We start from the raw sequence: 25,151 nt of genomic DNA on the forward strand, positions 1-25,151 counted from the left end.
AACGCCATGGCGCCGGACTCCATGGCGTTGTCGCTCGTGGTCAACCGCGTTCGGACGGCACCGACGACAACTCGAATGGACTGCTGCTGCGCCGCTGGTTGCGATCTTCCCGCGGCGTGGCACCGAAAAAGTTGCGGTAGGCGCTGGAGAAATGCGGCCCCGAAGAGAAACCACACGACAGGCCGATCTGGATGATCGACTTGCTGGTTTGCATCAACATTTGCCGGGCCTTGTTCAGGCGCAGCTCCAGGTAATACTGGCTCGGCACACGGTTGAGGTATTGCTTGAAGATCCGTTCCAGCTGCCGACGGGACACGCACACGTGCTGGGCGATTTCGTCGGTGGTCAGCGGTTCTTCGATGTTGGCTTCCATCAGCAACACCGCTTGGGTGAGCTTCGGATGGCTGGAGCCCAAGCGGTTTTGCAACGGAATGCGCTGGCGCTCGCCGCCCTCACGGATGCGTTCGACCACCAGTTCTTCCGACACCGCACCAGCCAGTTCGGCGCCGTGATCACGGGCCAGCACGGCCAACAGCAAATCGAGAACCGACATGCCGCCACAGGCGGTCAAGCGATCGCGATCCCAATCGAACAGGTGACTGGTGGCAATGACTTTCGGAAAACGCTCGGCGAAATCGTCCTGCCAGCGCCAATGCACGGCAGCGCGGTAACCGTCGAGCAAACCCAACTGCGCTAACGGGTAAACACCGGCCGACAAACCGCCGATCACACAACCGGCTCGCACCAGTTGTTTCAGCCCACTGCTGAGCGCTGGTGCAAGCGAGGTCGGAGGCTCATCGGCGAGCAGGAACAGTTTCTGGAAGTTTTCGAGCTTGCCGGCCCACGGCTCACCCGGCAATTGCCAGGCGCCTTCGGTTGGCGGTTCGGCCTGCAAAAACGACAGTTCGTAAACAACGTCCGGGTGCACACGCTGGGCAACACGCAAGGCCTCCTCAGCCAGCGCAAGCGTCAGAGCTTTAGTGCTGGGCCAAATCAGGAAACCAATTCGATGGGCAGTCATGGGCGGGCAATCCGAAACGAAAACAGTGTTAAAGCCGAAGGCGGCTGCAACCAAATTAGACCATCGGCGCGCGGTGCGCAGCATGACCTAATTTGGTGCGTAACGGGAGCGATTACTTGAGGCTGCCCGAGAGGAATTGTTGCAAACGTTCCGACTGCGGATTGACCAGCACTTCGCGCGGGTTGCCGCATTCTTCGACGACGCCTTTGTGCAAGAACACCAGCTGGTTCGACACTTCACGGGCAAAGCCCATTTCGTGCGTCACCACCACCATGGTCCGGCCTTCCTGCGCCAGGGCCTGCATGACTTTCAGCACGTCACCAACCAATTCAGGGTCGAGGGCCGAAGTCGGTTCGTCAAACAACATCACCTCAGGCTCCATCGCCAGCGCACGGGCAATTGCCACACGCTGCTGCTCACCGCCGGACATGTGGCCAGGGTAGGCGTCTTTGCGATGCGCAACACCGACCTTGTTCAGGTAGTGCTCAGCCTTTTCGCGGGCTTCGGCTTTGGACATACCGAGCACGTGGACCGGCGCTTCCATGATGTTTTCCATCGCGGTCATGTGCGACCACAGGTTGAAATGCTGGAACACCATCGACAGGCGCGAACGCATGCGTTGCAGCTGTTTCGGGTCGGCGGCTTTCAGCGCGCCGTCCTTGTTGGCGACCAGTTTCAGCTCTTCGTTGTTGAGCAGAATCTTGCCCGCGTGCGGCTGCTCGAGCAGGTTGATGCAGCGCAGGAAAGTACTTTTGCCGGAGCCACTGGAGCCGATGATGCTGATCACATCGCCAGCCGCCGCTTTCAGGGACACGCCCTTGAGCACTTCGTGACTGCCATAGCGTTTATGCAGGTCTTGGACTTCAAGTTTGTACATGCGGTCGGTTCTCACAAAAACAGTCAGTCAGTCGTTGAGCAAGCGCCCGTGACGCAGCGCTTCGCGCCCCGCCACCTTGGCCAGCCAGAAACCGGGTTGGGCATAACGCAGCCGTTCAATGGCAAACAGCACCCCGGACGTACCAGCACACACCGTGCTGACCCGATCCGATAACGGATCGATCACTTCGAAAATCTCGTCGCCCGCTTCAACCCACTCACCGGGTTTACGCAGAAAACTCACCACGCCCGGATGCGGCGCGAACAGCAATTCGGTGCCTTCGAACGGCATGCCTTCGCAAGCGTCTTGCGCAGGTTTTGGCCATTCGCCACTGATCAAGCCTTGTTCAGCGAGGAACGCCAGAATGCCTTCCGCATAAGCTACCGCCTCTGGGCGACCGGTATCGGATTGGCCGCCCAACTCGATGGTCGTCGCCAGGCAGGCCAGTGGAATCTGGGCATCCGGAAACAGGCGCGACAGGCGCAGCCATGGCAGCGAACACGCTTCGTCAAAGGAACTGCCGCCGGAATCTTCCGCCAGCAGCCCGACCTTGACGTTCAAGTGGGCGGCCAGTGAACGCCAATGCGGCCAGTGCTGCGGCAAGGCATACATGTGCAGCGCCGCTTCGCAATCGCAGTGCAGGTCCAGCACCACATCGGCGGTGCAGGCATGGCTGAGCAAGATGCGCTGCATGCCTTGCAACTGACTGGCAGCCGGTGGCAAGGCGGCCAGCACATCGCTCATGGTTTCACGGATCAAACGGATATTGGCGTGAGGATCGTCACCCAAGTGTCCTTGGAGCTCAGCGGCCACGGGCTCGCTCAACTCGACGAAATCCCGGTTGAAGTTCTTGCCGCTGCCGGCTTCGAAACGCCCCTGATGGTTACCCTGAAGCAGTTGACCGAGGCCCAGTGGATTGGCCACCGGTACCAGTTCGATCACACCATTCAGCAAGCCTTGGGCTTCGAGTTCGGTCAGGCGCTTTTTCAGTTCCCAGGCGGTGCGCATCCCCGGCAGCTCATCGGCGTGCAGGCTGGCCTGGATGTAGGCCTTGCGCTCGCCAGCACCGAAGCGGAACACCGAAATCCGGCGTTCGCTGCCCAGGTGGCTCCACGGCAATGCATGATCGATGCGTTCCATATCAGTGCTTCCGCGGGGCCAGATAGCCCAGCCAGCGGTGCTCGGCCATTTTGAACAGGCGCACCAGAATGAATGTCAGGCACAGGTAGAACACGCCGGCGGTGATGTAGGCTTCGAACGGCAAGTAGAACTGAGCGTTGACCGTGCGCGCTGCACCGGTGATGTCGATCAGGGTCACGATGGACGCCAGACTGGTGGTCTGCAGCATCATGATCACTTCGTTGCTGTATTGCGGCAGTGCCCGGCGCAGGGCCGACGGCAGCAGGATCCGCTTATACATTTTGACCCGCGACATGCCCATGGCCTTGGCCGCTTCGATCTCGCCATTCGGCGTGGCGCGCAGGCTGCCGGCGATGATTTCGGCGGTGTAGGCGCTGGTGTTGATGGCGAAGGCCAGGCACGCACAGAACGTGGCGCTGGACAGCCATGGCCAGAGGAAGCTTTCACGTACCGCTTCGAATTGCGCCAGACCGTAGTAGATCAAAAACAGCTGCACCAGCATCGGCGTGCCGCGGATCACGTAAGTGAACAGCCAGGCACTCATGTTGACGACCGGCTGCTTGGAGACGCGCATCAGCCCCAACGGCAGCGCCGCCAGCAGACCGAAAAACAGCGACAACGCGAGCAATTTAAGGGTGGTCACCAGGCCGCCGAAGTACAGCGGCAAGGCCTCCCAAATGACGTTGTAGTCGAAGATCATAGATCAGCCGCCCTTACGCCTACCGAGTAGCGCTTCTCAAGGTGACGCAATGCCAGCAACGAGACACTGGTAATCACCAGGTACATCGCCGCCACTGCGAGGAAGAAGGTGAAAGGCTCGCGGGTAGCGTCTGCCGCCTGCTTGGCCTTGAACATCATGTCTTGCAGACCGACCACCGAAATCAGCGCGGTCGCCTTGGTCAATACCAGCCAGTTGTTGGTGAAGCCCGGAATCGCCAGACGAATCATCTGCGGCACCAACACCCGGAAGAACACCTGAAAACTGCTCATGCCGTACGCCATGCCGGCTTCCGCCTGCCCTTTCGGGATTGCCATGAAGGCACCACGGAAGGTTTCCGACAGGTACGCACCGAAGATGAAGCCCAGGGTGCCGATACCGGCGGCCAACGGGTTCAGGTCGATGTAGTCGTCATAGCCGAGCATCGGCGCGACGCGGTTGAGCAGGTCCTGGCCGCCGTAGAAAATCAGCAGGATCAGCACCAGGTCGGGAATACCGCGAATCACCGTGGAATACAGGTCGCCCAGCCAGGCCAGCCAGCGCACCGGCGACAGACGCAGCGCAACGCCGATCAGCCCCAGAACGATGGCCAGGGCCATGGACGACAAGGCGAGCTGAAGCGTCAGCCATGCGCCATCGAGGATGACAGCCCCGTAGCCTTTCAACATGATTCAGGTCCTCGAAAGTTGGGATGAAAAAATGGCGCAAACCTCAGAGATCCTGTTGCTTGCGCCATTTCGGACTTGTTGCGGGGACGATTACTTGCCGTAGATATCGAAGGCGAAGTACTTGTCCTGGATTTGCTTGTACTTGCCGTTCTCGCGAATGGCCGCGATCGCGGTGTTGATCTTGTCTTTCAGCGCGTCGCCCTTGCGAACCGCAATACCCACGCCGTCGCCGAAGTATTTGACGTCGGTGAAGGCCGGGCCAACGAAGGCGAAGCCCTTGCCGGCGTCGGTTTTCAGGAAACCGTCATCCAGCAGGGTAGCGTCTGCCACAGTGCCGTCGAGGCGACCGGCAGCCACGTCGAGGTAGATTTCGTTCTGCGAACCGTAAGGCTTGATCTCGGCACCCAGTGGGGCCAGGACTTCGCGGGCGAAACGCTCGTGGATCGAACCACGTTGCACGCCGATGTTCTTGCCCTTCAGCTCAGCCAGGCTGTCGCTGACCTGAGTGCCAGCCTTCATGACCAGGCGAGCCGGGGTGTTGTAGTACTTGTTGGTGAAGTCCACGGACTTCTTGCGGTCTTCAGTGATCGACATGGACGACAGGATCGCGTCGATCTTGCGCACTTTGAGTGCCGGGATCAGGCCGTCGAACTCTTGCTCGACCCATGTGCACTTGACCTTCATCTCTTCGCACAGGGCATTGCCGATGTCGTAGTCGAAACCAACGATGCTGCCGTCCGGCGCCTTGGAGGCGAACGGAGGGTAAGCTGCTTCGATACCGATTTTCAGAGGTTTTTCATCGGCGAATGTCGGCAGGGACAGCACGGACAGTGCCAGGGCGCCAAGCAGCACAAGTTTCTTCATCTTGGGACTCCATCGGTAAAGGGCAAAAACGGCAGAGTGAGCGACAGCCCAATATGCGAATGGGTTAAACCACAAAAGCGGTGCTGCGTCCTAGGAACCGTGCGCTGATTTCAACGCAGGCAACGACGAGCGAGTGATCGGCATTCTAACGACAGGCCCGAAGCCGATATTTCTTCAATGCGACAACAAATTACAGATGCAATGAGAAAGCCGCTTGAGCGCATTGACAGCCTTGCAATTTCATGCAAGAGCAAAAGACAGTGAACCGATCTATATTGCAAATTGCGGGCCTATTATTCGCAAACCCTTCTAATCCGGCAAGCGCAGCGTTGTGTCTTATTTTTCATGCCGGTTGAGAGGCCCTGAAACGGGGCTTTGCGTTTCCCAATGCCTCGTTGTCGGGCGTGCGGTTACACATTCAGTAACTTGAAGGGGGATGGGTAACAGTGGGAATTGGCCTACGGCTGACACCGATAATTATTGGCACTCCCGCTGATCGTTCCCACGCTCCGCGTGGGAATGCATCCCGTGACGCTCTGCGTCACAGCGTCAACGGCGGACGCGGAGCGTCCATGGCGGCATTCCCACGCAGAGCATGGGAACGATCAAGACGAAAAAACCCCACCAGGCTCAACACCTGGCAGGGCTTCGATGACTCAGGAATCGGCGCTTACGCGACGTTCATGGTCTTGTGCGTATCAATCAAATGCTGCACCACACCCGGATCGGCCAGGGTCGAAATATCCCCCAACCCATCGTATTCGGCCGTAGCAATCTTGCGCAGAATCCGGCGCATGATCTTGCCCGAACGGGTTTTCGGCAGCCCCGGCGCCCACTGAATCACATCTGGCGAAGCAATCGGGCCGATCTCTTTACGCACCCAGTTTTTCAGTTCCAGACGCAATTGCTCGGTCGGCTCTTCGCCACCGTTCAGGGTTACGTAGACATAAATGCCCTGCCCCTTGATGTCATGCGGCACACCCACCACCGCCGCCTCGGCGACTTTCGGGTGAGCGACCATCGCGCTTTCAATCTCGGCGGTGCCCATGCGGTGCCCGGAAACGTTAAGCACGTCATCCACACGCCCGGTGATCCAGTAGTAACCGTCTTCGTCGCGACGCGCGCCGTCGCCAGTGAAATACATGCCACGGAAGGTCTTGAAGTAGGTATCGACGAAGCGGTCATGGTCGCCGTACAGCGTGCGCGCCTGGCCCGGCCACGAATCGAGAATCACCAGGTTGCCCTCGGCCACGCCTTCGATGATGTTGCCCAGGTTGTCCACCAACGCTGGCACCACACCGAAGAACGGACGCGCCGCAGAACCCGGCTTGAGGGCGTGAGCGCCCGGCAACGGGCTCATCATGTTGCCGCCGGTTTCGGTCTGCCACCAGGTGTCGACGATCGGGCAACGGGATTGGCCGACATTCTTGTAGTACCAATCCCACGCTTCCGGGTTGATCGGCTCACCGACCGAACCCAACAGACGCAGGCTGCTGCCATCGGCACCTTCCACAGCGGCTTTGCCCGACGCCATCATTGCGCGGATCGCGGTTGGCGCCGTGTAGAGGATGTTGACCTTGTGCTTGTCGACGATCTTCGCCACCCGGGTGATGTCCGGATAGTTCGGCACGCCTTCGAACAGCAGCGTGGTCGCGCCGTTGGCCAATGGGCCGTAGACGATATAGCTGTGACCGGTGACCCAGCCGACGTCGGCGGTGCACCAGTAGATTTCGCCCGGGCGATAGTCGAACACGCGCTCGTGGGTCATCGCCGCATACAGCAGGTAACCGCCAGTGGTGTGCTGCACACCCTTCGGCTTGCCGGTGGAGCCGGAGGTATAAAGGATGAACAGCGCTTCTTCAGCGCCCATCTCTTTCGGCGCGCAGACACTGCCCGCCACTTTCATCAGGTCTTCGTACCAGATGTCGCGATGCTGGTTCCACTTGATGTTGCCACCGGTGCGCTTGCACACGATGACTTTCTGAATACTGCTGGTTTCCGGATTGGTCAGCGCGTCGTCGACGTTGGTCTTGAGCGGGATCTTCTTGCCGGCACGAATGCCTTCGTCGGCGGTGATCACCACTTTGGATTTGCAGTCGATGATGCGACCGGCCAAGGCTTCCGGCGAGAAACCACCGAATACCACCGAGTGAATCGCGCCGATCCGGGCGCACGCCAGCATGGCGACCACGGCTTCGGGGATCATCGGCATATAGATCGTCACCACGTCGCCGCGGTGCACATCCTGGCCGCGCAAGGCGTTGGCGAACTTGCACACTTCCTCGTGCAGCTCGCGGTAGGTGATGTTGCGGCTTTCGGCAGGGTCATCCCCCTCCCAAATGATCGCGATTTGATCGCCGCGCTCGGCCAGATGACGGTCGAGGCAGTTGTAGGAAACGTTCAGCGTGCCGTCGGCGAACCATTTGATGTCGACATGGTGATCGTCGAAGGACGTCTGCTTCACCGTGGTGAAAGGCTTGATCCAGTCGAGGCGCTTGGCTTGTTCACGCCAGAAGCCGTCCGGGTTGACGACCGACTGCTGGTACATGGCCTTATAGGTGGCCTCGTCAGTCAGCGTGTTGGCTGCTACCTCGGGACGAACGGGATACAAAGAAGCCGCACTCATCTTTCTTACCTCGGTGGAATAGTTGTTTTTGTATGGCCCCAGTTGTAGCCGGGCCGGGCCTATAGAACCATTCGACGATGGTAGTAACAAGCCCCTACAAAATGTGGCTATACCGCGACGAGGCGCTCAAGCCCGGCTATTCCGGGGCTTCGTAGGAGCCGCCGAAGGCTGCGATCTTTTGAACTTCGGCATTTTTAGTCGAATGATCGCAATCTTCGGCAGATTCTGCGCAGTGGAGATGGGTGGGCTCCCGGGGATTGTTACCAAATCTGCCAAAGGTGTTTATCAAAAGCACGGCTATATGCACGCCACCCCCAGGCCTAAAATCAGCCTCGCCAACACGGCAACGTGATTAACCCAGTTGCAGCCCCCACGAAGGCAGTTAATCCAAGACTCTTTATTAAAGCTCCACACGCAATCCCCAAAAGATTGCGTGACCCCACTCGACCTTAGAAAGGTAAAACTGAAATGAAAGCTTTATTGGTTCTGGCCCTCAGCAGTCTGTGCGCAACCGCCATGGCGGATGAGGCCCCGACTGATGTCGCACAGCAACAACCCGTCGTCGAGGAATACACCTACTCCACCCATCTGGACATCGCCAAAGTTATATCGATGAGCGAAATCCCGAATGTCTGCGAAGTGGTTCCGGCCAAAATGGAATACGACGACTCCAAAGGTCAGCGACACATTCTGCGCTACAGCGTCATGGGCAACGGCTGTTCTAACGGCTGATCCGCCCCACTTTTATCTCCCGAGGCTCGACCCATCCTTTTTTAGAGACCAGATGAAGCGCCGAGCCTTGTATCGATAAATACGATTGTTTTAAGCATTTATTTGCACTTTTTAATCAAAATACTTGGCGTAGTATTCATTCCACACCCAAGGCACACAACGCCAACGAACCTGGAGCCACTACCATGAAAACCAAACTGATCCTCGCCCTGACCCTTTCCGTCCTGGCTGCCAACACCTTCGCCGCCGATGGCTACGACCGCACTGGCTCGGCTACTTTCACCGAAGCGGCTGTCGCTTCTGACGGTTACGACCACACCGGTTCGGCGTCTTTCGCTGCTGATGGCTTCGATCACACTGGCGCCGCCAAAGTCGCTGCTGATGGTTCTGATCACACCGGCGCTGCCAAAGTCGCTGCCGACGGTTCTGACCACGTAGGTGCAGCTCGTTTCAGCTGAAAATCGAACACGACATAAAAGCCCGACTTCGGTCGGGCTTAGTTGTGTCTGGAGTGGTCAAAAATCGACCAAAACCACTACATGTAGTAAAAAACGCCGTTTCTGGTTGTTTTTTGAGCAACCTATTCCAAGAATATTTTCAGCCAAAAACTGCACTAAATCTCGCCCACAAAAATGCTCCCCCTCCCCTGAAAGCCCCGCCCCACCTGGCTTGCAACACAACAGCAGACCATAACCATGCGAACACTCAGCCCTCACCGTCAAAAACCAGCCAAAACAGACGAAAAAAAAACTTCCTCCGCCAAAGCCCTGTAAACCCTCGCTCCAACCTGAAAACGCCCCTCGCCGACCGCTCCGGGTGCCATTTCGCCGCACCACGGGGCCGAAAATTTCCTTATAATGCGCACTTAAACGGGCCTGCAATATTCCCTTACAGGGGTGAAAAGCCAGTCTGAAGCCCACGCAGAGCGGTTCACCTTTTCTGCGCCCATCAGTGGCTTCGGAACACCCGTACAAAATTCTGTTTATTGCCTGCGTTGTACTGCTGCAAAAAACGATTTCCTTTAGATCCAACGCGGCCAGAACCGGCCGTGTGAAAAACCAACCTATCAGTTTTCACACGGGCAATCTGGCCCTCACGCAGGAGACGACACGTCATGCTGAGCTGGGACGAATTCGACAAAGAAGATGACGGCGAAGTCGCTGTAAAAGGCGCCAATGCCGGCCACGCTTCTGAAGCCAACATGGACCGCCTCGACAGCGCCGGTGGTGCCGCCGCTCAAGAGGCCCGCGCCGTGACCGCGACGGACTCCGCCGCGATCGCCCGCGCCAAGGCTGCCCTGGACTCCCTCGACGTCGCCGAAGGCCTCGCCGAACTGGAAGGCGCCTCCGCCCGTGTAGCTGTCGATGAAAAGCGCATGATCAACTGCCGCGCCGACCTCAACCAGCTCGTGCCATTCAAATACGACTGGGCATGGCAGAAGTACCTGGACGGCTGCGCAAACCACTGGATGCCGCAAGAAGTCAACATGACCGCCGACATCGCCCTCTGGAAAAACCCGGAAGGCCTGACCGACGACGAGCGCCGCATCGTGATGCGCAACCTCGGCTTCTTCTCCACCGCCGACTCCCTGGTTGCCAACAACCTGGTCCTGGCCGTGTACCGCCTGATCACCAACCCGGAATGCCGCCAGTACATCCTGCGCCAGGCCTTCGAAGAGGCGATCCACACCCACGCCTACCAGTACTGCATCGAATCGTTGGCCATGGATGAAGGCGAGATCTTCAACATGTACCACGAGATCCCATCGGTCGCGAAAAAAGCCACCTGGGGCCTGAAATACACCCGTTCGATCTCCGATCCGAAGTTCGAAACCGGCACCGTCGAAACCGACAAAGAGCTGCTGCGCAACCTGATCGCCTACTACTGCGTTCTGGAAGGCATCTTCTTCTACTGCGGCTTCACCCAAATCCTCTCCATGGGCCGCCGCAACAAAATGACCGGCGTCGCCGAGCAGTTCCAATACATCCTGCGCGACGAATCCATGCACCTGAACTTCGGCATCGACGTGATCAACCAGATCAAAATCGAAAACCCGCACTTGTGGGATGCTGAGATGAAGGAAGAAGCTTCGCAGATGATTCTGCAGGGCACTCAGCTGGAGATTGAATACGCTCGGGATACCATGCCTCGCGGCGTACTCGGCATGAACGCGGCGATGATGGAGGACTACCTGAAGTTCATCGCTAACCGTCGCCTGTCGCAGATTGGTTTGAAGGAAGAGTATCCAGGGACGACTAACCCGTTCCCTTGGATGAGCGAGATCATGGACTTGAAGAAAGAGAAGAATTTCTTTGAGACGAGAGTGATTGAGTATCAGACTGGTGGGGCTTTGAGCTGGGATTGATTCCTGAGCTTGCCGCGATTTGACGATTAACTCGACAAATCGAAATACTAAAAGCCCCGATCTGATCGGGGCTTTTTTATTGAGTAGGAAAATACTTACTCAACTCAACCTTCTCCACTAAAACTCCTACAGCAATGTAAGCGTCCCTGCATCCCACTCCAAACTTCGGCACGACTGGATAAGGTTGAGATAACCGTAGATAGAGATCTTCAACAAGACCGAGGGATGGTAAGAAGGTCGGCGAGTGTCGGTTGGTATAACGCCTTCAAACCCAATTTGACCAGTCAAGTTCATCAACGAAGACATCTACTACGCGCACCAAGTTGGCATCGCTGACGTAGTCGTCGAGACTCTCGGGAAGTAAGATACCTTTGTCTCGAGGTTATCCTTGAATAAAGCGATTCATTGGCGATCCCTGCGATGAAATTCTTAGAAATCATAGCTAGGGTTCACAAAGGCGTTTTACGCACTCTGGGCCAAATGCGATCAGTACTCTACAGCAGTAAAGGGCGATTCATTTTTCGCAGGTCATTTACCCATAACTTCTAGACATTCGGCAACCCGCCGACAGACAACATCATAAACAGTTTTCGCGATTTTGTTTGCCAACAATGGCGGTACCGCATTACCCACTTGGTGGTATTGCTGGGTTCGATTCCCTTCGAAATAATAGTTATCTGGGAATGTCTGAAGCCGCGCGGCCTCGCGAACGGTCAAGCTCCGACACTGCGCAGGGTCGTAGTGAATAAAGTAGTGCCCATCCTTCGAGATATGACTAGTGATAGTAGTTGCAGGAAGCCCTGCAAGCTGCACCCTGAAACGATCACTAAACTTACCGCTTTCCCAATTCTTGTGAGCGGGAGCGAGACCAGGAAGAGAAAATTGCTGATGACCCTTGGGTGAGTATTTGTTGTGCTCAGCGTAGGTACTCGCAAACGCATATCGCCGTAGGTCCGACAGCATATGGCTGCGGGCATCGTGACTCATCCAATATTTGATGTTGGGATCCTGATACCAAGCATCCAAGGATGGTATACCTGTATTACCTTGACCCAGCTCCTTTTGCACTCGTTCGCCACCTGAACTCTTTGGCGCATTGAAAAGTGCTTGACGAGTAGCTCGCAGAGGCGCGATCAGTTCGCCACTTTCAAGTTCCGCGTGATGCAGCAAATCATCTACTTCGTCAGCAACAGCCTGATACCAAGCTTCTTGAGAATCCGAACGCTTTGACAGCTTGCTTCTAAGCTTGGGCAGACCACCAATAGCTTGCCTCACCGATACCGGGTCGGTTGTTTTCAAAAGGTCATGGGGCGGAACATTACCGTGCTCGTCGAGCGCTATCCCCAGAAGGATGACACGATGGCGGGCTTGTGGAATTCCGTATTTTTCTGCTTCGATAATAAAAGACTTGGGATTTACCCTGTCCATACAATCTGCCGAGCTGAACGACTCTTCGGAAACCAGAGAACAAATTTTGTATTTTTGGCCGCCTTCTGCGTTATCCAATGCTTTTGTAGGATCCACCAAATCTTCCAAAATTTGAGCAAAGATCCCTTTACCTCCAACTTTTGAAGACAAGATCCCCTTCACATTTTCCATAACGAAAACAGTAGGGCGATAATCCTTGATGATGCGTAAGTAATCTTTATACAGAAAATGCCGATGATCATTCTCGGGAACATAACCCTGCTTGGCTTGGTTTCTGGATCGACCAGCGAGCGAATACGCTTGGCATGGAGGACCGCCAATTAGGACCCACGGACGCCCATCCTTTTTCAATCTGTCGTTGATGAGACCATTCAACTCCTTGTCGCCCGCATCCGAACCCAAGGTTATTTGCCGTGCCTCCTGATCGGCCCGGCTCCAGAACTCTGCGGTTTCAGGGGTGCTAGGCTCTGCTGCCTCGCCATTGCAGTATTGGTAGTAATCCTTGAGTCCTTTAGGGTACTCGCGCTTGAGCAAGCGGTAGAAAGCACGCAGTCTAAGCGTCCTCCTGGCGACAGGATCCATTTCGGCAGAAACAATGATATCGAAATGACGGCCATCACCGGAGGATGAAAAACCCTCACCCAACCCGCCAGGGCCAGCGAAAAGGTCGACGATCTGGATCGCGTCCTCAACTGCAACAGCTGGCTCAGCGATCGCCCTCGGCGGGAAAAGAAGGTTCTGGTATTGAGTCATGGGCATCATTGGTCAAAAAATCAAGAATGGCAACCGCGTAGGCAACCGAGTCGCGACACTCTACCAGGATTAGGACAGCAGCGCACTGCAGCCGCGCTCGCGACGTTCCCATCCTCAATACAGTTGGACTGGCGTCGAATCGCCACTTGGTACGAAACTAAAGTCAATCTCTAATACGGCTGAGACTTCAGACCGGAAAGATCAACTCTATACTCAAACTGAACAACGCCTTCTGGAAGCACGCCACCTATAAAACTCGCAGGCGTTATTCGGGGAAAGTCGTCATCAACCGTATAGGACCGTGCCTCGAGCAGGTTGTACTCCTCTTTCCGAGCGGAACATCCTGCCTCCATCCCGAGCCGCTGCAACGCGCCCTCCAGCATGGCTGCGTCGACACCGAGCGCAATGAGACGATCACAGATGAGATCGATCGACAGACCATCATTGACCGGCTCGAATCTGAAGTGGACCAGTTTTAACGGCTTACCGGATGAGGCGGCCAGCTGGAACTGCCCGGAGATGTTGATCACGGCCCCGTAGCGGCTGATCGTCGACTTGACCTCGTAATCCATCGTTGGAGTCTTGATGTCAACTACGCCGCCAAAAGGGCCGCTCCACTCATAGGTAGCTCCTTTGATGACCAGCATTTCCAAGGCCAGCAGTTCAGCAAGCACGTCATAGCCATGCTTGTCGACCAGCGCATTGCCCAGCAAATGCCGCCACCGTTGCCACCAGGCTAACGGGTCTGCCAGCAGCGCTTGACGTACAGCAATCCCGGATTCAACGCTGATCATATGCTCGCAGATCAGCCCGAACTCATTGCGGAGCCATTCAATGGACGACTCCAGCCGCAGGAACCGCCGATGCTTCCCCGCGACAACCCGTTCCACTGTTCGGAGCTTGGCGCCGGCGAACCCTTCTGAAATATCCAAGGGTTCGGAGCACTCAACGGCAACGCCGAACCTGTCACCCTCACGAAAGACCCACGCCGGGCACGCTGCTGGCATCGCCTTGATGGGCAAAATACGGCCACTCTCGTCAAGGTTGGCAAAACCTTCCTGTATCTCTTTCAGCAAATCAGTCATGGTCACTATCCAAATCGATGGGCGCGCATCCCACATCGGCAAACAGCGCGTCCACGTAGCCGAACAAACCGCCCTCGCAAAACAGGGGTTCCTTCAGCACGATCTGCGCCGTATTGAGCTTCATGATTGCCCTGAACTGATCTTGGGAGGGTTTGCGCAACCGACGCATCTTGAAAATCAGCCGCGTCAAATCAATCCTGAAACCGCCCTTGCCAGGTCGCTCGACCAGTTGCACGACCGTATCCGTGGTCACACTCTCCAGTACTTTTCGGGTATTTTCCTCGGAGCCCTGCCACGTAAGGTGGACGGTCCACCACATAGCTCGCAACCAGATGCGGCTTCGGCCCTTCCAGTACCGCACAGGTGGTGCGCTGTCCCAACGACTTTTCACCAGATCCGGCAGCACCCGCAGGGAGAGAAAGCGCCACCAGCCATCATCTGCGGCGGTGCGAATATCCATGCCCGCCTCTGCCAAAACCCGGAACAGTGCAAGGCCAACTTTTATGTCGTATGCGCCTGGGCCTGAGGCGTTGCTTCTCGCTGTGGAGTCATACAGCGACACGATGGCGAGTAGTTGACGACGTACCTCTTCCATTTCCGGACTGGAAATATCGGGGAGAAACGCATCGCGTTTGACCATCTCGTCAAAGTGGCGCTGCGACAGTTTGAGGTTCAGTGTCGGGAAACTCATGCTGCGTTCTCCAGTTCCCGGACCCGGTGATCAAGCCAGCATTGGGTAGATATGAACAACTCCGAAAGTGAGCCTGTTTTCAAATCACCCAGTCGAATGAATGAGCGAACTGCGTCAGCAATACTCGCGATACCTTCATCGGCATCGGGCGCGCCCAAATACGTATCGAACTGTGCCCCCATATCTTCCTTGACCTGAGCAATGACTAGCGCAAGCCAGGCTGCAAACACCTGACGCATCAACGGCGATTGTTCGATATTCAGAGCCCGGCGGTCGCGCAATTGTTCGAAATGCGGGTGGGCGTTGTTAAGTACAAGGGCGACGTAGTCGCTGGAGAATGGTTCATCCTGCGGATCGCTCCAGCAAGCTTTCAATTCCCATAGTGGCCCCTCTGTACCCAGAGATTCCTCCAGCACCGGGAAAAGGGAGCCGTCACCATCGATGACGATTTCGATTGACTGTGCCAAGAGGCCTAGTCGTGCTCCTGGCTGATGCGCAAATCCGGGAACGAACTCTGCCGTGTATCGGCCTAGAAACACTTGAACAGATAGAAGACCGCTACCTCTGACCGTCCCGCGCTCCAGTTCGATGTCGAGCACCACGTCCTCGTCTTCTGTTTTGTACCGCAGGCCATGAACAGGTCCAAGCGTTCGCCAGCAGGAGTCTGCAGATGCCCACTCCAGCGCCAGCAAAACCTCAGCGTCCGTGCTCACCACACCGTGGGGACCGAAGATGGCCTCAAGAAGTGGAGCCCGCTCGATCAAACATTGAACCACCAAGGGATGTTCGGCCGGGTTCCAGTCACTGTCCTTGCCCAAGGCAAATTGATCGCCACTCACCGCCGTCGCACCTGGATCAATACCGTCATCTGACCGGAAGACATAGGTCACTTCTGATTCGCTTCCGCCGCCGAGTGGCGCATTCAGCATTCGATATAGGGGCAGTCGAGTACTCATTCCGCCACTCCATTTGTATCGGAAATCCGGACACCGATCACCGGCCGCAACAACTTGCCACCGGATTCAGTCATTCTGACGTGAAGCTCCCCCTCCAGCATCAGCCCCGGCTGAACAGACGCAGTACCAATCGTGAGCCTGACACCGGCTCCATCGGCAACTTCCATGCTTTTTACAGAAAGGGTCGCGCTACTGATGCGGGGTGACTCCAGTCGAAAGGGGAATGCGCCGAGCCCGCTCTCAACCCATGTATCAAAAGTGATCGGCCCGGCTTCGGAATCTACAGAAACAGTGATCTCCCTCGGTATGTTTGGCAGCACCATCCCCCATCTCAAACACCATTTCATGACGATGGCAGACGCTGCATGCCTGACTTCCATTATCTCTAGTTCGGGCGAAAGCACCGCACCTCCTCTGGCCCCTTGTCCGATGGCCGCACGCGGCGCCGCCTTGCCAAACCGCCCATCCCCGCCAAACCCACGACTGGGCAGCACGAGTTCGGCAAGTTTGCGTGACATCCGCATCAAAGGTTTGACGGTCACGCTGGGCTGGGGCGGTACGCCGAATTCCTTCAAAGCCCGGCCACACTGAGCACGAATTTTCTCAACGACTCGCCCTCCGTTCACGTCTATCCAAGCGGTATGATCCGCACGCTCGCAACTTCTCAGATACCCTTCGAGATTCTGTATGGTCGAGCGTAGCCCTCTGGCTTGGGAGGGTAGGAGCTCCTGTCCCGAATCTGGCAGAAAGAGCGCCATAACGTATCGGCCGTCCGCAAAACCAGTGAACCCACCGGCCCAGCCTCGCGAATCGATATTGTCATCCCAACAGATGTTCATTCCAGGAGAGCGCATGAACGTCACTATCGGACGATGGGGTGCGCCGCTGTCTGCCTTGGAGAAGATGCAGGTTTCCGGGCTAGCCACGTTGTCTGGCGCATCCATCTGCAACTGGCGAGGGGTTATCGCCACGGCAAGCAGCCAGCCCGCCGGAGCATTACCCACGAACTCACCGCGCAATTGAATAGCTCTGCAAAGTACATCATCACTCTTGACGCCTATGGCCGTCAGATAATCTACCTCATCAGGCGCCTCTCCTATCGCTCGGTCGTACAGGCACTGACTCACCCGGAATGTCGGCAACATGTCCTCGCTGGCTATCTCCTTGCCGTTCACCGATGCACTCAGATGTCTACCACTGGCGAAGAAGGGGTTATCCAGCCGCGCACTGAACCAGCGCTGGATCGCAACATTCACGTAATCTTCGTAACTGCTGTACCACCATGGCGCCGGCCTGCTCTCTTCGTCGAACACCGGTAGCAGGTTGTCCTTGAGCAACGGAATGATGATTGCCGTTCCGGTCGTTTTACCGGTGAACGGCCGGGCACCCAATGCCTCCAGGATCTCGTGGATGTGCTCCGGCGCCGTGATCGCTCGCAAGCTGTCATTCGCCCCCCACCAAGCAATGCCCGTTTGCGTCTTGCTCTGCAGGCGGTCGAATCGGCTTTCATCCTCGACAAGCGAAGCCACCAGCCGCTCTTCATACCCTTCGACCGTCTTGATCCGGCTGTAGTAGATGACTAGACCAGCGCCCATGCGGAAGTAACAGGTTTTGCCCAAACCCCATGAGCCTCCCGCCCCATCATCAGAGCGAGTCCTGCCGATTTCGAACACGAGCTTCAGGAAATTGCCATGCTGACAGTTAGCTTCCACGCTATCGAAGCTCATCGGCCCCGTCAGCCCCTCAGTGTCTGAATCGCGAATTTCAAGCAGTTTCGGAGTACGCGGATAGCGTTTCCCAAGCACCTCCAAGTTTAGCCCTTCGCTGAACGTGGAGGTAATGGCGTCCAGCGAGTGCTCGCGAATATGGAAATCCACCGAAATCGGCAGTGCCTGATTACCGTTGCGCCCTGCGTCGAGCGCATTCTGAACAGATTCGCGTACCAGCAGGTCCAGCAAAGGCGTTTCTTCGTTCTGCAGCGCACGGAGCAGGAACGCACCGGACTCCTGCATCGGCTGCAGTTGGAGGCTGTAATATTTCATGGGTCAGATCACGCCTACCGTTTCTTCAAGGTTATTTTCCGATGTAGTGAAGTTATCCGGAATATCGACCGTCACATGAGTGACGTAGTGCGTCTTCTTGCCTTGCGAACCCGGCAGATAAAGGCTGATACCTAAAATGTGTGCCTTGGCATTGAGTGATTCCCTCACTCGGCGCGGCGCAGCGGCCACCTTTGTAGGAGGTTCATACTTACTGTCTTTGTCGATGAGATAAATCAGCAGTTGAGGTACCGTTCCAACACCACCTTTGCTGCGAAGCTCCGCCACTTGGGAATTACTGAAACCTGCTTTCGAAAGATCACTCTCTTCAAGGCCGCGGGCGTCCGCTAGTAGATCCTTAGGATCTCGCAGCGCACCAATCGACACGCCCTCATCCGAACGCTTATCAGCGAAGCGGCTACGGTTGATCCGACCAACAGCTTCGCCAGAAATTTCCCAGCTGTTTTCCGGCTTCGGTGAGCTGCCAGCAACTACGACGTTCCATTTCGTGTAGCCAGCGTTTTCAGCGTGCTCACCGAGCCATTTCAGAAACGCTTTTATGTCGGAGAAGAACTGATTCCCAGGATGAAACGACAGGTCTGCCAAATAATCGGCTACCCGACTTACGTCAACTTCACGCCAGACAAGACTGTGGGCCCCTTTCAGTTTGGACTTTTCGAGGTCTGCACCTGCCGAACTCAAAAATCTATCAGTTGATGACAAATTGGCTTCGAGCACCATGGCAGCATCCTCGCCGTCATGGAAAACGGTTGTTTGTCGATTGATTCCCGAAAAGTCGAATGCCGCCTCGATCGCGCGCTGCATCTTGTTCGCACCTGTCGGACGAATCCAGGCCAGGCTCGCATGTACACGCACGCGAGGCCCGAACTCCTCAGGCTTGGCGCCGCCATGCATGAAGCGCTGCAGATCGTCACGAAGCTCCTCCTCCGCGACTGTCATGAACTCGTACTTTGCTCTCGTATCATCGGACATCCAGATGCGCGGCAACAGCTCATAGCCTTTGCGGTAACCAAACCAGCGCCCCATCTGCATGAGAGAATCTGCTTGCGCCGAGCCCCTAAGGAAAAAGGTGCTGACCAGATTTTCAATCGTCAGCCCCCGGGAAAGCGTGCCACCGCCGATAACGATGAACGCCGTACAAAAATTCAGGCCTTGCGACGCGTCAGGATAAAAGAGCCGCCGGACTTCGTTCTCGTCGGTCACCCCATTATTTGCGCAGTTATCGACACACACGTGGATACCGCGGTGGTACGTCCGTTTTGAATCCGCATCCAACTGAATGGCCGTAACCATATCGAGAAGTGTCCGGATTTCTGCAAAGAAATTGTCAAACGGCGGCAGCTCGCTAATCTCGGAGAGTCGTCCGTAGTCGTGGAAACGCTCGACAAACTGCGCAACATCCAGATCTGACGAAACCCTATCCCACACAGGCCTGAAAGTGTCGGCCAATTGATCATCATCATATGATGACCAAGTTTCGAGCGCTGCCTGCACCGCTTCACTCATGTAATCATGATGAAGCTGCCTTGCGCTGGTATGGATCAACATGCTCACGGGCTTTGCGGCGCCGGACAATCGCATCACTGCCACGCAGCACAGGTACCAGATCAGACTTTCTTCCAGCGCGTGAGGCAGGGTCAGATCTTCCCCTTTGTGAAGACTAGCAACCTGCTCTAGGTCCTTGCCAGTCACTTCACGAACGATTCCAAGCGGCTCCTTCTCATTTTCGGTGTAACCGAAAATCTGCACGGGCCCGAAATGTTCGTCCGCCTGCGGCAGAACCGCTATGAAATCCGTTGGATACAGGGTATCGCCAGGGCCCTCATTGAGAAAGTTGGCGGCGGGAGTGGCAGTGAACGCGACGTAATTCACGCACTGCAACGGCAAACTGATCAACTGCAGGATAAGCCCGTTGATGACCGTACGCTCTGCCTTCGAAACGTCATTCGAATTGATACCCGCCTGATCCGCTTCGTCATCAATAACCACAAGCCGCATCTGCGACATCCCCAACGGGTGTGCCTTGATCCAATCAATGAGATGCTTCAGTCGAGCCGGGTTCTTCAGGCAAACAACAAGGTGACGGTCTCTTCGTCCTGCATCGAACTGCATGTCCTGCGCACGAGCACCATAAGGGCTGTTCCTCGACGGATGCTCGATCGACTTCCAACTGACATTACCATCATGCTGGAACAAGTCGCCGACCAGACGCTTACTGGTTTGTACCCGCAGGTTCTCAAGCGTCCCGGTCAGCACGACGAACAGGTTCCATCGATAGTCGGCCGCCATGGAAATCAGGCCAGCCATGTTGGCTGTCTTGCCTGACTGTACATGCCCGACCACCAGCCCTTTTACAGCCATGCGATCTTTTGTGGTCTGACGAAGGCGCTGGAGGACGCGAACCGCAGATCTCTGAATATTATCGACCGAGGTTTTCTTCCAGCCCTGCGCGATGAGGTATTTTTTGTAGAGCTGCCATGCACTTCGAGCGTCTTGCGGAACTGCCATACCCGGCTCGGCCTCTTCCGCCCCTACAAAGACTAAGGGTCTCGTCGCGGCGACAGATTGCTGTTCCGCCTGCTCCTTGCGCCGAACGATTTCCTTCCAGCATTCAAACCGTTCTTCTGGGCTATTGCCCAGCGAAGGCCAGTCGTCCATTTCCTCCTGCGACAGAAACCAGTCATTGACCTTCTCAAGTGACTCTCCCATCCGGCCGAGCCTGGCGATATCGTCCCAGCCCCTTCCTTTCAGGCGCCAACCATCAATGAACGCGCGGCATTTGTCGTACGCTGGGTCAGTACTGTAATCAGCCATTAGCATCCCTACTGTATTCGGAAGATAACTCGAATCAGGAACATCGCCTGCATCCAAGTCAGGGGCAGGGATAGTGGCACAGAGCCGGCCGCCTTACAAAACCCTGTTACCAAGCGGTCGTGAATTACAAGTCCGCTCTTGCTTGCATATTTTTCATCGCTATCAGACAGCGATATCTGTTCAGCCTTTTCAAAGAGCCGTTAAATTATCTGCTAAATACACTCTTGCCAGAGGTCGGCAGCCGCGTGCGTGAGAATTCAGCGTAAGCATCCGAGCATCCCGTCGTGCGTAACTAGGCCGGTTGCCAGCGATTCGGCAACAGTTCCCCTATTTCACTCGCCGTTGCGTCGCCAGGCAAGTGAGGACGTCCTTCAATTTGGGAGGTCGGAAGGCATGTTTGCTGTTCGCTTACGAATCTCGATCAAAAAATCGAATCAATGGACTAGCGCGGGTGACTACACTTGATGAGTGCAGATATCGTCTCCCCAGAACACCGCTCCAAGATCATGTCAATGATCAGGGGTAAAAACACGAAACCCGAAATGGTTGTGCGTTCGGTGTGCCATGAAATAGGACTTCGCTATCGACTGCATCGTAAAGATCTGCCAGGTGCGCCTGACCTGGTATTTCCCAGACATCGATTATGCATCTTCGTCCACGGCTGCTTTTGGCACCGGCATCCTAACTGCAAATATGCGTATACCCCCAAAAGCAGACTCGACTTTTGGCTTCCTAAACTCGCGAAGAACGTTGAGCGGGACTCGCAGGTTCAGGAGAAGCTGAAGGCACTTGGGTGGAAAGTCGTAGTTGTTTGGGAATGCCATACCAAAGACAGAGAAGTCCTACGCAATGAAATCCGTTTCGCATTCGGTTTGAATGCGTAAACCTACGTGCATTTAGCAAACAGTCGATGATCCATTTTATAGGGTTGACCATGCTGCTTTGACACCCTAGGCTTCAGTTTCGGCGCCTAAGAAACGCCTCAACCAGAGCGGTCCTCCGCACCCGACAGTCATGCGGCTTTTTTTCGTCTGCGGTTCCTCTACGTCTGCGAAAAATCCCCGTTATGTCGGGAGTGGGCGAATACAAGACCCGAAAGGGGAATATGTCCGGCCCGTCTCTGGTGGGTTTCTTAGCTCCCGACACCCATAACGAATGCCCTAAGAAAGCAGCCAGAGGTAAAGGAAATGCCTGTATCCCTATCCTTCATGATGAAGGTGAACCGCCTTACCCATGCATCAATTCTCGTGCTTCCGCCTCAGGAGGTACGCCATGTCTGAACCGCTCATATCAACCCTTTTCACCCGTCACAACATCTACCTTCACGCCCTTCTCGTGGAGAACCAAGCCTGGTTCTGCGCTCATGACCTGGGGCGTTTGATGGGCAAGTACCTCGATGAACGCATGTCGCGCAAGCTCGATGCTGATCAGCGGCAGATGATGTTTGTCTACGCCCACGGCGCTGCGGAAGAACGCTTGATGGTGAGCGAGTCCGGTGTGTATGCGTTGCTGGTTTATCACTACTGCCCTGAGTATCGATTGCTGCGCGAGTGGCTGACGCATCAGGTGGTGCCTGCGCTGCGTGACGCTCGACCATCGCGAGCGGTCGAGCGTCCGACGTTGAGTGTGCTGGATTGGCCTCAGATGTCGCTCAGCATGCTGCATTGGCAGGATGAACCCTGGATTCGGTTGCGGGATATGCCTTGTGTGTTGGCGGATGGTCCGGTCTATAGACGTGAGTCCTGGTGGCGGAAGGCTTCCAGGGTATTGCGTGGGTTCTGATTGTTTGTCGTGACATAAATATCCGCTGTTTGAGGTTCAAGCAGCGGATTTTGTTATGTGGCATCTTCATTGGCGCTTTCGGCCTGACCTGCCGCGTTTACCGGCTTTGGGGCCGCTTCGCGACCCAACGGGGGCAAGCCCCCTCACCACAGGGATGGTGGTGGGCTTGATTGCTGTGGTGATTTTGAGAATCGCGGGCAAGCCCGCTCCCACAGGTTTGGTGTGTTGCCATCGATTTGCGGTGTATTGAAAACAGTCAGTGCAACCCGCCCCGCCTCCCGCTATTAATACCCTTCCCCACTCAAGGACCCGAGCCCGCCATGAAATTCGACCTCGCCTACTGCCTCAGCCTCGACGACAAGCTGTCGATCTATGACGTGCGCGATTTGAATTTCGACGAAACCATGGAGTTCGATTCCGCCAAGGAGCATTTCCAGTGCCCCAACGATGCCTGCCGTTCGGCGTTTGATGCGACCAACGTGTTGGGAACGTTCAACGCCAAGAATGTGAATTACGTGCGCACGCCGCACTTCAAGAACATTCCCAGCACACGGCATGTCGAGGGTTGTCCTTATGTCAGCCTGAAGACGCCGGCGTCGGGCCTGGAGGCGGATGGTGCGGAATCGGATGACAGTCGAGAGGAGCATTTCCCGTCGGAGTTGTTGCTGACTCGGCGTGAGTATGTGCGTAAGCCGTCGAACCCAACCGTGGCGGCGGATGTCATGCGGGATGACCCAAAACCCACTTCAGCGGCCAGTAACCTCGAGCACCCAATCCGCGAGTCGGCGCCGGACAAGACCAGTGTCTTCGCCCATCCGGTGGAGTGTTTTGTGTCGAACTTCGCGGACAAGGAGCTGCTCAAGCGCATGCCGCTGAAGATTGGCGAGCACACGGCGCCTTATGGGTCGTTCTTCAAGAAGATCGAGTACCTGCAGGACAACAAGGGGCTGATTTACTGGGGCAAGATCAAGGAGATCAAGGATTACACGCAGAGCTTTCGTATCGATTTCGAACAGAAAGTCTGGTTCAAGCAAGCGGATGAGGCGAAGAAGAAGCCTTATTCGGTCAACGTTTACCTGAGCAAGAAGCTGATCGACAACTACCGCAAGCGCAAAGCGTTTCTGGAAGAGATCAAGCACGCCATCGACAGTGAAGCGGAGTTGTATTGCTTCTTTTATGGCGTGACGCCGGAGTTGAAGCAGGTGCCGAGCAAGAAAAACCCCGAACAAACGTTCGGGGTGTTCAGTGCCAATATTGAGAACCTGGATCACTTCATTATTCGTGAAGCGCCGGGGTTGGCGGATAAGTAATTCAGTGTCAGGGCAACTTCAATGCCACATGCCCAGCGTGTTGTTTGATCAGGTTGTACGGCAGGATGCTCCATTCCACATTTCGGCACATGGCTTGGTTGTGGGCAAATGCAGGCAGCAACTTGATGCCTTTGTCGGTGAAGTACCAGGAAGGGAAGATCCACGACTGCTCTTCACCGTAGACGCAATCATCATTTCGATCAGTCGAGCTGGTGACTTGCTCGGGGTAGAGCGTACGCAATTGACCCACTAGCCACGGTGCCCATTCTTTAGTGCGGTATTCGGAATAGTCGAGATACGCGTCATAAGACGCTTTGTCGTCGAGCTGGCTCAGTTCGTAATGCTTCGGTTCACCCTGTCCTATCCACAGCACATCTTCCAGCGCCAGGGTCTTGCCGGTCTTGGTATCGAGACTGAATGGCATGTCGTCCTCATCGGAATAGGACCCGCCACAGTTGGATTCGGCCCTGATGTTCACGCTGATCACCGAGGGTGACATCCACAACGGATCGGCCGTTTGGCTGTAGGCGTTCATACCGACCTGGGTGAGGCAATCGTGAAAGATGACAACTTGCTGCCACAAACGCCCCATCAACTGCTGATTGATGCGTTGCTGCTCTTCGGCGGTGTAACCCGAAACCACTTCAAACAACGACATCCCGGATTGCGGCTCGCTCCACCATTGCAGTGTGTAGCCCATGAAGGTTTCGGTCTTGCCTTGTTTGAGTTTCATACCTTGCAGGCGCAAGTACTCATAAAGCGCCACATCATGAAGCAGAGCGAGATAAGGCAAAGTACCCGCAGGAACCGGTGGTAGTTCAGCTTGCAGTAATTCTATCTTCAGGACTTTGCCTTGGGGGCTGGTCCATTCCCCGGACAAGCCATTGGGCGTTGGCCGAAGACGAATTTTCGGACGCGGCGTGCCCCCATGATCGCTATTGTTGCCCTCATCGACTACCAGCGTCTCGCCGTCCTTTCTACCACCGAGCATTAAGTCCTTGCGGTATTTTTGGTAGAAGTAGCGCCCGCTCACGTCCTCAGGGTTATAGGTGTTCATCTCCAACACTATTGGCGACTGGCCTAACGTTCCGATGTAAACCTGCTTGCCGCCGTCGGCCCACAGCGCAGTAGAAAATGTTGAGCACACCAGCACAACAATGCCGATCAAACGCCACAGCCCCTTGAACATCAAATCATCCTTGTATAAATGAACGCGTGCTCGCGGGAGATGGCCGGGTGCAGCAGACGCACCCACCAGTCC

The 25,151-nt window shown here is 55.9% G+C and carries 21 protein-coding genes and 1 pseudogene; 6 read left to right on the top strand and 16 right to left on the bottom strand.

Going from position 1 to position 25,151, the window contains the following annotated elements:
- Positions 1-40 precede the first annotated feature (40 nt).
- From argR to acs, 7 genes are all read right to left on the bottom strand, one after another.
- On the bottom strand, positions 41-1,021 hold the full coding sequence (gene argR / locus MMG91_RS11155) for a transcriptional regulator ArgR (RefSeq protein ID WP_008071845.1): 981 nt from the start codon (positions 1,019-1,021) through the stop codon (positions 41-43).
- Between the two features lie 112 nt (positions 1,022-1,133).
- Complete coding sequence (locus MMG91_RS11160; RefSeq protein WP_305448644.1) at positions 1,134-1,898, bottom strand: ABC transporter ATP-binding protein; 765 nt, start codon at positions 1,896-1,898, stop codon at positions 1,134-1,136.
- A 27-nt stretch (positions 1,899-1,925) separates the two neighbouring features.
- Complete coding sequence (locus tag MMG91_RS11165; RefSeq protein ID WP_310659607.1) at positions 1,926-3,038, bottom strand: M14 family metallopeptidase; 1,113 nt, start codon at positions 3,036-3,038, stop codon at positions 1,926-1,928.
- Position 3,039: 1 nt separating this feature from the next.
- Positions 3,040-3,738 carry an ABC transporter permease gene (locus tag MMG91_RS11170; RefSeq protein ID WP_123495817.1) on the bottom strand — a complete coding sequence of 233 codons (699 nt, stop codon included), beginning with the start codon at positions 3,736-3,738 and terminating at the stop codon, positions 3,040-3,042.
- The gene (locus MMG91_RS11175; protein WP_007951063.1) at positions 3,735-4,424 is read right to left on the bottom strand and encodes an ABC transporter permease; all 690 of its coding nucleotides are present in this window, start codon (positions 4,422-4,424) and stop codon (positions 3,735-3,737) included. The genes MMG91_RS11170 and MMG91_RS11175 overlap by 4 nt, the downstream gene beginning before the upstream one ends.
- A gap of 90 nt (positions 4,425-4,514) precedes the next feature.
- Entirely contained in the window at positions 4,515-5,288 is a 774-nt protein-coding gene (locus MMG91_RS11180; RefSeq protein ID WP_310659608.1) for an ABC transporter substrate-binding protein, read from the bottom strand.
- Positions 5,289-5,958: 670 nt separating this feature from the next.
- A complete protein-coding gene (gene acs, locus MMG91_RS11185; protein WP_305448642.1) occupies positions 5,959-7,914 on the bottom strand; it encodes an acetate--CoA ligase in 1,956 nt (651 codons plus the stop codon).
- Positions 7,915-8,382: 468 nt separating this feature from the next.
- On the opposite strand from acs, the gene MMG91_RS11190 reads away from it, so the two are divergent.
- On the top strand, positions 8,383-8,646 hold the full coding sequence (locus MMG91_RS11190) for a DUF2790 domain-containing protein (protein ID WP_305448641.1): 264 nt from the start codon (positions 8,383-8,385) through the stop codon (positions 8,644-8,646).
- A gap of 185 nt (positions 8,647-8,831) precedes the next feature.
- On the top strand, positions 8,832-9,104 hold the full coding sequence (locus MMG91_RS11195; RefSeq protein WP_310659609.1) for a hypothetical protein: 273 nt from the start codon (positions 8,832-8,834) through the stop codon (positions 9,102-9,104).
- Between the two features lie 57 nt (positions 9,105-9,161).
- Here MMG91_RS11195 and MMG91_RS11200 read toward each other — a convergent pair whose 3' ends face one another.
- Positions 9,162-9,566, bottom strand: coding sequence for a hypothetical protein (locus MMG91_RS11200; protein WP_310659610.1), 405 nt, complete (start codon positions 9,564-9,566; stop codon positions 9,162-9,164).
- Positions 9,567-9,760: 194 nt separating this feature from the next.
- Between MMG91_RS11200 and MMG91_RS11205 the strand changes: the two genes are divergently transcribed.
- On the top strand, positions 9,761-11,011 hold the full coding sequence (locus MMG91_RS11205) for a ribonucleotide-diphosphate reductase subunit beta (RefSeq protein WP_007934889.1): 1,251 nt from the start codon (positions 9,761-9,763) through the stop codon (positions 11,009-11,011).
- A gap of 147 nt (positions 11,012-11,158) precedes the next feature.
- On the opposite strand, the pseudogene MMG91_RS11210 reads toward MMG91_RS11205, so the two are convergent.
- From MMG91_RS11210 to MMG91_RS11240, 7 genes and pseudogenes are all read right to left on the bottom strand, one after another.
- Positions 11,159-11,378: pseudogene (locus MMG91_RS11210) on the bottom strand (transposase); the annotation flags it as partial.
- A gap of 161 nt (positions 11,379-11,539) precedes the next feature.
- The gene (locus tag MMG91_RS11215) at positions 11,540-13,192 is read right to left on the bottom strand and encodes a DNA cytosine methyltransferase (RefSeq protein WP_310659611.1); all 1,653 of its coding nucleotides are present in this window, start codon (positions 13,190-13,192) and stop codon (positions 11,540-11,542) included.
- A 170-nt stretch (positions 13,193-13,362) separates the two neighbouring features.
- The gene (locus tag MMG91_RS11220; RefSeq protein WP_310659612.1) at positions 13,363-14,277 is read right to left on the bottom strand and encodes a PD-(D/E)XK motif protein; all 915 of its coding nucleotides are present in this window, start codon (positions 14,275-14,277) and stop codon (positions 13,363-13,365) included.
- Complete coding sequence (locus MMG91_RS11225) at positions 14,270-14,968, bottom strand: hypothetical protein (RefSeq protein WP_310659613.1); 699 nt, start codon at positions 14,966-14,968, stop codon at positions 14,270-14,272. The genes MMG91_RS11220 and MMG91_RS11225 overlap by 8 nt, the downstream gene beginning before the upstream one ends.
- Positions 14,965-15,924: a hypothetical protein gene (locus MMG91_RS11230; protein WP_310659614.1), complete on the bottom strand. Its 960-nt coding sequence runs from the start codon at positions 15,922-15,924 to the stop codon at positions 14,965-14,967. Before MMG91_RS11230 ends, MMG91_RS11225 begins: the two co-directional genes overlap by 4 nt.
- Positions 15,921-17,966, bottom strand: a complete 2,046-nt coding sequence (locus MMG91_RS11235) for a hypothetical protein (RefSeq protein ID WP_310659615.1) — start codon at positions 17,964-17,966, stop codon at positions 15,921-15,923. Before MMG91_RS11235 ends, MMG91_RS11230 begins: the two co-directional genes overlap by 4 nt.
- Positions 17,967-17,969: 3 nt before the next feature.
- Positions 17,970-20,798, bottom strand: coding sequence for a Z1 domain-containing protein (locus MMG91_RS11240; protein WP_310659616.1), 2,829 nt, complete (start codon positions 20,796-20,798; stop codon positions 17,970-17,972).
- Between the two features lie 464 nt (positions 20,799-21,262).
- Between MMG91_RS11240 and MMG91_RS11245 the strand changes: the two genes are divergently transcribed.
- From MMG91_RS11245 to MMG91_RS11255, 3 genes are all read left to right on the top strand, one after another.
- Positions 21,263-21,682, top strand: a complete 420-nt coding sequence (locus tag MMG91_RS11245; protein ID WP_310659617.1) for a very short patch repair endonuclease — start codon at positions 21,263-21,265, stop codon at positions 21,680-21,682.
- A 388-nt stretch (positions 21,683-22,070) separates the two neighbouring features.
- Entirely contained in the window at positions 22,071-22,580 is a 510-nt protein-coding gene (locus tag MMG91_RS11250) for a Bro-N domain-containing protein (protein WP_310659618.1), read from the top strand.
- Positions 22,581-22,900: 320 nt separating this feature from the next.
- Positions 22,901-23,890: a hypothetical protein gene (locus MMG91_RS11255; protein ID WP_310659619.1), complete on the top strand. Its 990-nt coding sequence runs from the start codon at positions 22,901-22,903 to the stop codon at positions 23,888-23,890.
- A 7-nt stretch (positions 23,891-23,897) separates the two neighbouring features.
- On the opposite strand, the gene MMG91_RS11260 is transcribed toward MMG91_RS11255, so the two are convergent.
- Positions 23,898-25,079, bottom strand: coding sequence for a hypothetical protein (locus MMG91_RS11260; RefSeq protein WP_305448633.1), 1,182 nt, complete (start codon positions 25,077-25,079; stop codon positions 23,898-23,900).
- Positions 25,080-25,151: the final 72 nt, after the last annotated feature.

This window comes from Pseudomonas sp. JL3, from assembly GCF_031570575.1.
In the GTDB taxonomy this organism is placed as follows: Bacteria; Pseudomonadota; Gammaproteobacteria; order Pseudomonadales; family Pseudomonadaceae; genus Aquipseudomonas; species Aquipseudomonas cucumis.